The sequence below is a fragment of the Streptomyces sp. NPDC046862 genome, from assembly GCF_040704615.1.
In the GTDB taxonomy this organism is placed as follows: domain Bacteria; phylum Actinomycetota; class Actinomycetes; order Streptomycetales; family Streptomycetaceae; genus Streptomyces.
Window position 1 is genome coordinate 101,294 of record NZ_JBEYXP010000017.1, and the last position, 11,750, is coordinate 113,043.

General features: G+C 69.7%; 11 protein-coding genes. 4 read left to right on the top strand and 7 right to left on the bottom strand.

The window, feature by feature from the left end:
- Positions 1–232: 232 nt before the first annotated feature.
- Genes AB0959_RS20605 through AB0959_RS20620 form a run of 4 tightly spaced genes read left to right on the top strand, consistent with a single transcriptional unit; the run spans position 233 to position 5,315 of the window.
- Positions 233–1,552, top strand: coding sequence for a helix-turn-helix transcriptional regulator (locus AB0959_RS20605; RefSeq protein ID WP_366827873.1), 1,320 nt, complete (start codon positions 233–235; stop codon positions 1,550–1,552).
- Positions 1,553–1,603: 51 nt separating this feature from the next.
- On the top strand, positions 1,604–2,317 hold the full coding sequence (locus AB0959_RS20610) for a toll/interleukin-1 receptor domain-containing protein (protein ID WP_366827874.1): 714 nt from the start codon (positions 1,604–1,606) through the stop codon (positions 2,315–2,317).
- On the top strand, positions 2,314–4,203 hold the full coding sequence (locus AB0959_RS20615) for a hypothetical protein (protein WP_366827875.1): 1,890 nt from the start codon (positions 2,314–2,316) through the stop codon (positions 4,201–4,203). Before AB0959_RS20610 ends, AB0959_RS20615 begins: the two co-directional genes overlap by 4 nt.
- Positions 4,200–5,315: a hypothetical protein gene (locus AB0959_RS20620; protein ID WP_366827876.1), complete on the top strand. Its 1,116-nt coding sequence runs from the start codon at positions 4,200–4,202 to the stop codon at positions 5,313–5,315. The genes AB0959_RS20615 and AB0959_RS20620 overlap by 4 nt, the downstream gene beginning before the upstream one ends.
- Positions 5,316–5,384: 69 nt before the next feature.
- On the opposite strand, the gene metK is transcribed toward AB0959_RS20620, so the two are convergent.
- The 7 genes from metK to AB0959_RS20655 form a co-directional block, all read right to left on the bottom strand.
- Positions 5,385–6,593, bottom strand: a complete 1,209-nt coding sequence (metK, locus tag AB0959_RS20625) for a methionine adenosyltransferase (protein WP_366827878.1) — start codon at positions 6,591–6,593, stop codon at positions 5,385–5,387.
- Positions 6,594–6,832: 239 nt separating this feature from the next.
- Positions 6,833–8,035, bottom strand: coding sequence for a bifunctional phosphopantothenoylcysteine decarboxylase/phosphopantothenate--cysteine ligase CoaBC (gene coaBC / locus AB0959_RS20630; RefSeq protein ID WP_366827879.1), 1,203 nt, complete (start codon positions 8,033–8,035; stop codon positions 6,833–6,835).
- Between the two features lie 189 nt (positions 8,036–8,224).
- Complete coding sequence (rpoZ, locus tag AB0959_RS20635) at positions 8,225–8,497, bottom strand: DNA-directed RNA polymerase subunit omega (protein ID WP_005319902.1); 273 nt, start codon at positions 8,495–8,497, stop codon at positions 8,225–8,227.
- A gap of 38 nt (positions 8,498–8,535) precedes the next feature.
- Positions 8,536–9,093: a guanylate kinase gene (gene gmk / locus AB0959_RS20640; RefSeq protein WP_366827880.1), complete on the bottom strand. Its 558-nt coding sequence runs from the start codon at positions 9,091–9,093 to the stop codon at positions 8,536–8,538.
- A gap of 36 nt (positions 9,094–9,129) precedes the next feature.
- The gene (locus AB0959_RS20645; RefSeq protein ID WP_003977346.1) at positions 9,130–9,453 is read right to left on the bottom strand and encodes an integration host factor; all 324 of its coding nucleotides are present in this window, start codon (positions 9,451–9,453) and stop codon (positions 9,130–9,132) included.
- 300 nt (positions 9,454–9,753) lie between these two features.
- Positions 9,754–10,608 (bottom strand): orotidine-5'-phosphate decarboxylase, encoded by an 855-nt coding sequence (gene pyrF / locus AB0959_RS20650; protein ID WP_366827881.1) that lies wholly within the window; start codon positions 10,606–10,608, stop codon positions 9,754–9,756.
- On the bottom strand, positions 10,605–11,720 hold the full coding sequence (locus AB0959_RS20655; RefSeq protein WP_366827882.1) for a quinone-dependent dihydroorotate dehydrogenase: 1,116 nt from the start codon (positions 11,718–11,720) through the stop codon (positions 10,605–10,607). The genes pyrF and AB0959_RS20655 overlap by 4 nt, the downstream gene beginning before the upstream one ends.
- Positions 11,721–11,750: the final 30 nt, after the last annotated feature.

Here is an 11,750-nt window from a genome sequence, read left to right on the forward strand (position 1 = left end):
CACACCACGAGCTCACGACCACACCGGCCCACAAGCCCGGCCCACCAGCCATTTCCACCGCCGATTCGGCCTACACGCCCCACGCGGGCTTTCCCGGCCCTCCACCCCGGTATCAGAACTGGAAACGGGAAACTCCGCCGACCGCCTTGCTCGCCCCACCGCGCCCGGCAGACGCTGATGCGCGACGACAGGCGTCCCAAGGCATCGGCGGCGTCGGCATGAGGGGGTTCACGTGCTGAAGCAGCCGCAGGTGTTCGGTCCGGAGCTGCGTCGGTTACGGCTGGCCGCCGGACTGACGCTGACGCAGCTCGCGTCGTCCGTGCACTACAGCAAGGGCCAGCTCAGCAAGATCGAGACCGGGAGGAAACGCCCGACCCCGGAGTTCGCGCGCCTGTGTGACGCGGCGCTCGACGCGGGTGGCGCCCTGGCGGGCCTGGTGCCCGTGGTTCCGCGCCGTACCCGGTCCTCCGTCCCTGACGAGGAAGGAAGCATGCCACCACCGGATCCTTACGCACACCCCGATCAGGGGCACCCGGGCGGATCGCCGTGGAGCGCGCCGTCCCGCCGGCAGATGATGGCGGCCGGAGCGGCCTCCGTGCTCGGCATTCGAGCCGGTGAGCACGCTCCTGCGCCGAGCGCCCCGGTGGAATCCGGCTCACTGACGAGCGCGTACCGTGAACTGCTGGCCCAGTACCGCCGCATCGGCCAGATGTCCCCGCCAGGGGCTCTTCTGCCCGCCCTGGCGGAACAGACGCGAGCACTCCAGACGCTCTCGGCGCGCAGCGATGCCCGAACCGGCCGGAATCTCCTGGCGCTGTCCGCGCGCTTCGCGGAGTTCACGGGCTGGATGGCTCAGGAGGCCGGTGACGACGCGGCGGCACTGCGCTGGACGGACCACGCCGTGGATCTCGCCGCCGCCTCGGGGGACGAGCACCTCGCCCAGTACGCCCTGGTGCGGCGCGCCCTGATCTCGTACTACCGAGGGGCGGCCACCGAGACCGTCGACCTGGTCGACGCCGCGCTGAGTGACCGACTCCCGCCCCGCATCCGAGGCCTGGCCGCACAGCGAAGGGCCCAGGGACACGCCCTCGACGGGGACTACGACGCCTGTATGCGCGGCCTCGACCAGGCGCGTGCCCTCCTCGCGCGCGCCACCGCGGAAGCCTCCACGGCCGACGCTCCCGTCCTCGGCTCGACGCACCTCGACGACCCGGTCTCCATGATCACCGGCTGGTGCCTGCTGGACCTCGGCAGGCCCGGGCAGGCCGCCGCGGTCCTGGACGAGCAATGCGCGCGCCTGCCCGTCGGCGCCCTCCGCACCCGGGCCCGCTACGGCGCCCGCCACGCCCTCGCCCATGCCATGGCGGGCGAGATCGAGCACGCCTGCGAACTCACCGCCGACCTCCTCGCCACGACCACAGCCGTGGGGTCGGCCACCATCGCCACCGATCTGCGGCGTCTGTCGCGCGCTCTGTCGCGCCACGCGAGCCGTCCCGCATGCCGGGCCATCGCGCCCCAGCTCACGGCGGCGCTGGCACCGCACTCACGCTGAGCTTCGTTCCGCCTTCTCTCCCACCCGTTGCAGCAGAAGGGTTGATTCGTCATGCCCGATGTCTTCATCAACTACCGCACCGGCGACGGCCACCAAGTCGCGACCACCATCGAACGCGCCCTGTCCACGCGCTTCGGCTCGACGCGGATCTACCGCGCCAGCAAGTCGATCCCGCCCGGCACTCCCTTCGACGCCCACCTGATCCACGGCGTGCGCCGCAGCGGCGTGCTCCTCGCGCTCATCGGCGACCAGTGGGCCCGCCATCCCTCCCTCCAGGACACCGGCGACTGGGTCCGCAGGGAGATCGAGGAGGCCTTCCTCTGTGACATCCGGGTCATCCCGGTGCTGATCGGCCGCAGGACCGAGCGCCCCACCAAGGACGACCTGCCCATGTCCCTGACCAGGCTCGCCGACTGCCAGAGCCTGCGCTACGACCACCAGAACGACGAGTACGACCTCAAACACATCGGCGACGCCCTGGCCACCCTCGTGCCCGAGCTGGCGGCGGCGGACACTCAGGCGCCCGAGGAACCGGAGCCGAGTGCGCAGCGCAACACCATGGGTGACGTCCACGGCACCGCCGTGGCGGGCACCGTCAACGGTGACATCGGCAGCGTCAAGGGGGCGCACGGCTCCGTCCACATCGGTCCCAGCAACCGGACGATCCACCAGTCCGGGGCCGCCAACTACGTGGAGGGCACCAATGAGAGCGGCATACGTCAGTACTTCGGTCAGGTGCCGAAGGGTGAGGACGACGGGCGGTGAACCAGACCGGAGGCGACACCTACCAATTGATCCTGGGCGGCCTCCTGCAAGACCCGCCCAAGACACCCCGCCTGGTCGCCCGGGACCAACTCACCCGACTCCGACAGCAGTTCGCGCGGCCCAGGGGCATCAACGCCGCGTACGACGCCCTCGAAGCAGAACACACGGTCTTCCTCACCGGTGAACCGGGCAGCGGCAGGAGCTCCGCGGCGAGGGTCCTGCTGTGCGAACTCCCGCACGCCAGGGGCACCTACCACGAGCTCACTCCCGAGGACGGTGCCGAGGACACGAGCCTGCCGCCGGATCTCATCGGTGAAGAGGACCGCATACTGCTCGACCTGTCCGCGGCGGACGGGAAACTGTGGCTCAGGGTGCTGCGGGATCTCTCGGCCTTCCGCCACGAACTGCTGCGCAAGAGGGCGTTTCTGGCTGTGGTGGTGCCGCAGCGGTTCGCGGACCACCTGCCCTCCGAGTTCATCCGCAGGAGGATCCACCGCCCCGACGGAAGAGAGGTGGTCGTACGCCACCTGCGCAGTCACGAGGTGGACGACTCCGTCTGGCGACCCCTGCCCCGGCACGTGCGCGAACATCTCGACGGCCGTCCACCGATGCGCGAACTCGCCCGGCTCGTCGAGCGCATCGTGGCGGCCCGTGCGGCAGTACACGGCAACGGGACGTTCACCGAGTGGTGCGAGACGGCCCTCACGGCCGAGAAGGACCGCACACGCGAAGTAGCCGAGTTGCTGCCCCGGCTGCGCAAGGGACGGCAGCGGGCCCTGCTCCTCACCACGGCGATGCTGCACGGCGCCCGCATCGAAGCCGTGCACCACGCCACTCCCCTGCTACTGAAGGAGGTGGACTCCACCGACAGTGTCCTGCCTCCCTTGGAGCGCAAGGGTCTCCTGGAGCGTCTCGAGGCCATCGACGCGGAGATGGCCCCCGACGCGCGCGTGCACTTCAAGCAGCCCGACTTCGACGAAGCCGCCCGCCGCTACCTCTGGGCGAACCTGCCGGATGTCCGCGCCCCGCTCGGCGCGTGGCTGGGCAAGGTTCTCAAGCTGCGCGAACTCACCGATCCCGACCTCGAGTCGGTCGTGAAGCGCTACACCGGTCTGTGCCTCACCTCGGGGGACACCGACCCCCTCTTCAGCCTCGTCGAGAACTGGACCCGCGACAACGCACCTCGCAGGACCGAGATGCGGGCAGCCGCCCACGTACTCCAACGCGGTGTCGAGGACGAGAACTTCGGTGGCGAGTTCCGCAGCAGGATCTACGACTGGAGCATCCGCCGCCCTCCAGACAACTTCCGCCAGGTCCTGGTGGAGGTCTGTGAGAAGGCGATGTCCGTCCAGCATCCGGAGCCGGCCCTGGTACGGCTCCACCACCTCGCCCGGAACGAGTCCCGACCAGGCGTCGCACGGGAAGCCCTGCGGCGCTACGTGAGTCAGGACACGAGGCTTCAGCGCCGCCTGCTGGCGAGGCTGGCCACCACCCAGAACAGTCGGTATCACCGAGCCGACGCCGACCTGTTCCTCGATCTCTCGGCCTTCCCGGACGACTTCCTGCTCAGGGCCCCGACCCGGCAATGGCTCACCGACTGCTGGAGCATGGCCTTCGAGCTGACCGCCCCGCACCGCTGGGCACCCTGTGCCCGTCACTGGCTGGCCACCGCGGACGCGGTCGACCACGCGCTCCTCGCCGATGCGGCCCTCGACATCCTGGTCAACGCCGCAGCCGCGCAGTACCCGGTCCTCAGCCGCGTCTACGCCGACGCGCGCCGTGCCGTCTCGCCCGAACTGGCGTCGCGCCTGTTGGAAGCGATCAACAAAGCCCAGAGCGTCCGCCTGGCGAAGCGGTCCGAGAAGCTGGAGATGTTCCCCATATGAGTTCCGGTCAGAAGACGGTTTTGGCGTTCCTCAGTCTGATCTACGGTCTGGTCATCCTCATCCTCGGACTCTTCCTGAGCTGGCCACTGTGGGTGTGGCTCGGCGCCGTCGCCCCGCTGCTCACCGGTTGGATCACGGTCCCGGTGCTCGCGGCGCGTGTCCGACAGCGCGACCCGTTCCCGCCCGGCACCCTGATCGAGCAGCCCGCTCCGCCCGTCGTCGAGCGGCGCGAACTCCACATCACCAGGGTTCCGTTGCCCAGCAGCGTTCCCGACTACGACTTCCTCTTCTCCGCCCGGGTGCGCTGGTGTCCGGTGGACCCCACCTCCATTGACCAGCTGACCAACCCCGGGGCGCTGGCGGTGGACGCCGTGCTGGCCCGTGCCCGCATGCTCACAGGGACTGTCGAACCGTTCCGGAGCTCTCTCCTGCAGCATGAACTCAACGGTGCGCTGGGGGTCATGGCTCCGGATCGCGAGAACCGAGTCCAGACGATGGCCCTGGATGTCGTCCTCAGTCTCTCGGACGCGGACCAGGACCGGCTCGACCGGCTGGCGGCGATCCGCAAGGACGAGGCGGTATGGGAGCACCAGCGCCGGTACGAGCAGAACAAACGCGAGTACCTGAGCGGTGATGTCCTCACGAGCACGGGCAGCGCGGTCGTGTGGTGGCTCGCGAGGAACGACGACCACGTGGAGAAGGCCGTCAAGGACATCGGCCTTCTGGCCCGGCTCTCGTCGGCGGCCAACAACACGGAGGTCTCCGAGCCCTTCCGGCATCTCGTCCCGGAGGCCTTCCCGACGCCTCCCGTACCCGAACAGCCACCGGTCGCCCTCCAGCCCGAGGAGCCGTCGGGCTTCGGATCACGCGACGCGAATGCCGCGGACCTGATCACCGAGGCCTTCCGGCGTGTGGGGATCCGCCCCGGGGAGGACGACAGCGTCCTCATCGCCGATCAGCTGGCGGAGGCGATCGCTCCCAGGGACGCGGTGACCGCGGAGGAGATACGCCGTCGCTTCGCAGGTCCGGTCACGGCATCGCACACACACCCCAATGGCTCGGGGCCCACGGGGACGCAGAGCGCGCCGGAGAGCCCTTTCCAGCCCCTCTGACGCACCGAGGCCCGGTGCCCCCCCGCCAAGGGGACACCGGGCCTCGTGAAGTCGGCGGAGTGCGGTGGCCTACAGGCCCACGGCCTTCCGCAGAGCCTCCACCCGGTCCGTCCGCTCCCACGTGAAGTCGGGGAGCTCACGGCCGAAGTGGCCGTACGCCGCGGTCTGGGCGTAGATCGGGCGCAGCAGGTCGAGGTCGCGGATGATCGCGGCCGGGCGGAGGTCGAAGACCTCGGAGATGGCGGCCTCGATCTTCTCGGCGTCGACCTTGGCGGTGCCGAAGGTCTCGATGAAGAGACCGACGGGCTCGGCCTTGCCGATCGCGTAGGCGACCTGGGCCTCGCAGCGGGAAGCCAGACCCGCCGCGACCACGTTCTTGGCGACCCAGCGCATCGCGTACGCCGCGGAACGGTCGACCTTGGACGGGTCCTTGCCCGAGAAGGCGCCGCCGCCGTGGCGGGCCATGCCACCGTAGGTGTCGATGATGATCTTGCGGCCGGTCAGGCCGGCGTCGCCCATCGGGCCGCCGATCTCGAAGCGGCCGGTGGGGTTGACCAGCAGCCGGTAGCCCTCGGTGTCCAGCTTGATGCCGTCGTCCAGCAGCGCCTTCAGCTCCGGCTCGACCACGAACTCCCGGACGTCGGGGGCGAGGAGGGAGTCCAGGTCGATGTCGGAGGCGTGCTGCGAGGAGACCACCACCGTGTCGAGGCGGACGGCCTTGTCACCGTCGTACTCGATGGTGACCTGGGTCTTGCCGTCGGGGCGCAGGTAGGGGATCGTCCCGTTCTTGCGGACCTCGGAGAGGCGCTTCGACAGGCGGTGCGCCAGGAAGATCGGCAGCGGCATGAGCGTCGGCGTCTCGTCCGTCGCGTAACCGAACATCAGGCCCTGGTCACCGGCACCCTGCCGGTCCAGCTCGTCCTCGTCACCCTCGACCCGGGACTCGTACGCGGTGTCCACGCCCTGCGCGATGTCCGGGGACTGGGCACCGATGGAGACCGAGACACCACAGGACGCGCCGTCGAAGCCCTTCTTCGAAGAGTCGTAGCCGATCTCGAGGATCTTCTCGCGGACCAGCTGGGCGATCGGCGCGTACGTCTTGGTCGTGACCTCGCCGGCCACGTGCACGAGGCCGGTCGTGATCAGCGTCTCGACCGCGACCCGGGAGGTCGGGTCCTCGCGCAGAAGCGCGTCGAGAATCGTGTCGCTGATCTGGTCAGCGATCTTGTCGGGGTGGCCCTCGGTGACGGACTCCGAGGTGAACAGGCGACGGGACACAACGCTCCCTGGGGTTGCAGCGGCTGCTGACTGATCATTGGCGGACGAGACGGGGGCTGCGCCCGGCGTCGTCCGAGAACAGTTTATCGGTCGGACTCTGCCACGGGCCCAGGTGTCTCGCCTCTCGGGAGTGCTGTGACCTGCGACACCCGCATTCTGCCCATAGGGGATCGGTGTTCGCCAGGGTCGCCACGCGCCATTGTGCGGCGATTAAGGGAACCTTGACGTGGATGAAACCCTCAGTTCAGACGGGACGCCACCAGGTCCCACACGGTCTCGGCCAGCGCTTCCTTCGGTCCGTACGGCACGGGGGTCTCGCTGCCGTCGGCCCCGAGCACCACGGCCTCGTTCTCCTCTGAGCCGAACGTCTTGCGCTCGCCCACCTCGTTCACTACGAGGAGGTCGCAGCCCTTGCGCTCGAGTTTCGTGCGTCCGTTGGCGAGGACGTCGTCCGTCTCGGCGGCGAAGCCGACGATCACCTGGCCGGGGCGGGGGCGCTCGGCCGATATCTCCGCGAGGATGTCGGGATTGCGGACGAGGACGATCGGGTCGGGGTCCTGACCGTCCTTCTTCTTGATCTTTCCGGCCGCGTAGGCCGCCGGGCGGAAGTCCGCCACCGCGGCCGCCATCACCACGGCGTCCGCGTCCGGGGCCGCCTTGAGGACCGCTTCGCGCAGCTGGACCGCGGTGCCGACCTGCACGACGTCGACGCCCGCAGGGTCGGGCATCCCGGTGTTCGCGGCGATCAGCGTGACCCGGGCGCCCCGGGCTGCGGCCGTACGGGCCAGGGCGTACCCCTGCTTGCCGGAGGAGCGGTTGCCGAGGAAGCGGACGGGGTCGAGGGGTTCGCGGGTGCCTCCGGCGCTGACGACCACATGGCGGCCGGCCAGGTCGGGCTCGGCCACCCCGCGCGCCAGCACCCTGCGGCAGACCTCGAAGATCTCGGCGGGCTCGGGCAGGCGCCCCTTGCCGGTGTCGACTCCGGTGAGCCGGCCGACGGCGGGCTCGACGACCACGGCCCCGCGGCGGCGCAGCGTCGCCACGTTCTCCTGGGTGGCCGGGTGCTCCCACATCTCGGTGTGCATGGCGGGGGCGAAGACGACCGGGCAGCGGGCGGTGAGCAGCGTGTTCGTCAGCAGGTCGTCGGCCAGGCCGTGAGCCGCCTTCGCGAGTGTGTCGGCGGTGGCCGGGGCCACGACGACGAGGTCGGCGTGCTGGCCGATGCGGACGTGCGGGACCTCGTGGACGTCGTCCCACACCTCGGTGGAGACGGGGTTGCCGGAGAGGGCCGACCAGGTTGCCGCACCGACGAAGTGCAGGGCGGACGCGGTGGGGACGACCCGCACGTCATGCCCTGACTCGGTCAGCCGGCGCAGCAGCTCGCACGCCTTGTACGCGGCGATGCCACCGCTGACCCCCAGAACGACCTTCGGCTTGCCCACCGGGCCTCCCCGCACTCGTCGGTCACGTGCACGCCACGACTCTTCGGCGTACGACTCAATGCTGCGTCATTGCGGGGACGACCCCCGCACCCCCGAGCAGACCACAGGCCCGGCAGTCGCGCTGCCGGGCCTGTGGAAAAGTCAGCCGAAGGCTGAAAATACTACTGCTGCAGTTACTGCCTACTGCTCTTACTGCGCCGGGCCCTCGATGGCCTCGGAGGTCAGCAGACCCGCGTTGATCTCGCGCAGGGCGATCGAGAGCGGCTTCTCGTGGACGTGGGTGTCGACGAGCGGACCGACGTACTCGAGGAGGCCCTCGCCGAGCTGCGAGTAGTACGCGTTGATCTGGCGGGCACGCTTGGCCGCGTAGATCACGAGGCTGTACTTCGAGTCGGTGGCCTCGAGGAGCTCGTCGATCGGCGGGTTGATGATGCCCTCGGGCGCGGTAATGGAAGAGGACACGCTCTACCTTCCGAAAGAGGGGATGGGATCGAAAACGATCACACTACGTCCACCAAGGCTAGCAGCTCACGCGCCACGTCCTCGACGGAGGTGTTGACCAGGGTGACGTCGAACTCCGGCTCGGCCGCGAGTTCGACCTTGGCCGCGTCGAGGCGGCGCTCGATCACCTCGGGCGGTTCGGTGCCCCGCCCGGTGAGTCTGCGCACGAGCTCCTCCCAGGAAGGAGGAGCCAGGAACACCAGCTGAGCCTCGGGCATGGACTCACGGACCTGCCGGGCGCCCTGGAGATCGATCTCCAGGAGCACGGGCTCGCCCGCCTCCAGCCGTTCGAGCACCGCGCCACGCGGGGTGCCGTAGCGGTTGCCGGCGAACTCGGCCCACTCCAGCAGCTCGCCGTTGGCGATCAGCTTGTCCATCTCGTCGTCGGTGACGAAGAAGTAGTGGACTCCGTGCTGCTCGCCCGGGCGGGGCTTGCGGGTCGTCGCCGACACCGAGAGCCAGACCTCGGGATGTTCCTTGCGCATATGGGCGACGACCGTGCTCTTGCCGACCCCTGAGGGGCCGGAGAGCACGGTCAGCCGCGGACGTTCACTCATGCAGCGATTATTCCAGCAATCCCTGGTGCTCAGGAATCAGGAGCCGGTGCTGCCGAACTCGCGCTCCAGGGAGGCGATCTGGTTGGAACCGAGGCCACGCACACGGCGGCTCTCGGAAATACCGAGTCGCTCCATGATCTGCTTGGCGCGGACCTTGCCCACGCCCGGCAGGGACTCAAGGAGAGCGGAGACCTTCATCTTGCCGATGACGTCGTTCTCCTGGCCCTGCTTGATGACCTCGTGGAGAGAGGCGCCGGAGTGCTTCAGTCGATTCTTGACCTCGGCCCGCTCCCGGCGAGCCGCGGCGGCCTTTTCGAGCGCGGCTGCGCGCTGTTCAGGGGTAAGGGGCGGAAGAGCCACGCCTACGTCACCTCGGATGTCGAACTGTCGGATACGGACCGGTGAGGAACCTAGTCGCCCCACACCTGGGGAGCCACGAGCAACACGCTTGCCCGTCCTCCCCCACTACCTTGAGGGCGTGGGAGGTGCCCTCACTCGTCGGAGACTAGCGGCCAAGTGCGTCTGAGTCAGCGAGAACAGCGGAAAAGTCCTGGTCAGCCTCCCTGGAGTCGGACATAACAGGCGTATTGCCCCGGATTTGAGAATGTATTCAGACTCAAGCCCGGACTCAGACCGTCCGCGAGGCACTCATCGGAGGACTCAGGAAGCCGCCACGGCGGCACCGATCTCCGCCGCGAAGCCCTCCGCGGACGCGCGCAGCGCCGTGACATCCGGACCGTGACGAAGAACACCCCTGCTGACGTTCGGGACGACATGCCGCACGGCCGCCCCGAAGACCCCCGGAAGGTCCGCCGGAGTGGCTCCCTGGGCCCCGATCCCGGGTGCCAGGAGCGGTCCGTTGATCTCCAAGTCGTACGACGACAGGTCACCCAGAGTGGCCCCGACGACCGCGCCGAAGGACCCCATGGGCGCCTCCCCGGCGTTCTCGGCCGCGAGGTGGGCGAGCACGGTCGCTCCGACGTTCCGGCCACCGCCGTCCTCGGCGCGGACCGCGTGCTGGACCTCGCGCCCCTCCGGGTTGGAGGTCAGCGCCAGCACGAACAGACCCGCGCCGCTCCGGCGCGCGAGATCCACGGCCGGCTTCAGGGACCCGTAGCCGAGGTACGGCGACACGGTCAGGGCGTCCGAGAAGAGCGGCGCGCCCTTGCTCAGGAAGGCCTCCGCGTACGCGGCCATGGTCGAGCCGATGTCGCCGCGCTTGGCGTCCATGACGACCAGGGCACCGGCGGCCCGGGCCTCCTCGACCGACTTCTCCAGGACGGCGACACCGCGCGACCCGAAGCGCTCGAAGAACGCGCTCTGCGGCTTCAGCACGGCCACCCGGTCGGCCAGCGCCTCCACGACGGTGCGGCTGAAGCGCTCGAGCCCCGCGACGTCGTCGTTGAGACCCCAGTCGGCGAGCAGCGACGCGTGCGGGTCGATGCCGACGCACAGCGCCCCGCGCTCGTCCATGGCGCGCCGCAGCCGGGCGCCGAAGGGTTCCGGAGAGCTCATGCCGTCTTCCTTGCCTTCCTTGTGTCGGCGCCGACCGCGTCGGCGATGGTGGCGTACGGGCTGGTGCGGAGGCGCGCGGCGAGGCCCTTGTGGAGGGCGCGGCTCCAGAACGGGCCCTCGTAGATGAAGGCGCTGTAGCCCTGCACCAGGGTTGCGCCGGCGAGGATGCGCTGCCAGGCGTCCTCGGCGTTCTCGATGCCACCGACGCCCACCAGGGTGATCCGGTCGCCCACGCGCGCGTAGAGGCGGCGCAGCACCTCCAGGGACCGCGCTTTCAGCGGTGCGCCCGAGAGGCCGCCGGTCTCCTTCACGAGAGAGGGGTCGGACTGCAGGCCGAGTCCCTCGCGCGCGATGGTGGTGTTCGTGGCGATGATGCCGTCCAGGCGCAGCTCCACGGCGAGGTCGGCGACCGCGTCGACGTCCTCGTCCGCGAGGTCCGGGGCGATCTTCACCAGCAGCGGGACCCGTCGGTCGGTGACCCGGCGGTCGGCGGCCTCCCGGACGGCGCTCAGCAGGGGACGCAGCGCCTCGGTGGCCTGGAGGTTGCGCAGTCCGGGCGTGTTGGGCGAGGAGACGTTCACGACCAGGTAGTCGGCGTACGGCGCCAGCCGCTCCGTCGACTTCACGTAGTCCCCGACGGCCTCGTCCTCCGGGACGACCTTGGTCTTGCCGATGTTGACGCCCACGACGGTCCTGAAGACGGGTTCGCGGGAGGCCAGCCGCGCGGCCACCGTCAGCGAGCCCTCGTTGTTGAAGCCCATGCGGTTGATCAGCGCGCGGTCCTTCACCAGCCGGAACAGCCGCTGCTTCGGGTTGCCGGGCTGCGGCTCCCCGGTCACCGTGCCGATCTCGACGTGGTCGAAGCCGAGCATCGACATGCCGTCGACGGCCACCGCGTTCTTGTCGAAGCCGGCGGCCAGCCCGAACGGGCCGTGCATACGGAGCCCGAAGGCCTCCGTCCGCAGCTCCTTGTAGCGGGGGGCGAGCGCGGCGGCGACGAACGTGCGCAGCACGGGGACACGGACGGCGAGGCGGATCCAGCGGAAGGCCAGGTGGTGCGCCTGCTCCGGGTCCATCCGTTGGAAAACCAGACGGAAGAAAAGCTTGTACATGGTCATGTCCTCTTAGGGCCCCACCAGGGG

What these genes read in the sequence shown, in the direction of transcription:
- AB0959_RS20610 (WP_366827874.1), top strand. Translation starts at nt 1,604, where the DNA reads ATGCCCGATGTCTTCATCAACTACCGCACCGGCGACGGCCACCAAGTC.
- AB0959_RS20620 (WP_366827876.1), top strand. Translation starts at nt 4,200, where the DNA reads ATGAGTTCCGGTCAGAAGACGGTTTTGGCGTTCCTCAGTCTGATCTAC.
- gmk (WP_366827880.1), bottom strand. Translation starts at nt 9,093, where the DNA reads ATGAGTGAACGTCCGCGGCTGACCGTGCTCTCCGGCCCCTCAGGGGTC.
- pyrF (WP_366827881.1), bottom strand. Translation starts at nt 10,608, where the DNA reads ATGAGCTCTCCGGAACCCTTCGGCGCCCGGCTGCGGCGCGCCATGGAC.
- AB0959_RS20655 (WP_366827882.1), bottom strand. Translation starts at nt 11,720, where the DNA reads ATGTACAAGCTTTTCTTCCGTCTGGTTTTCCAACGGATGGACCCGGAG.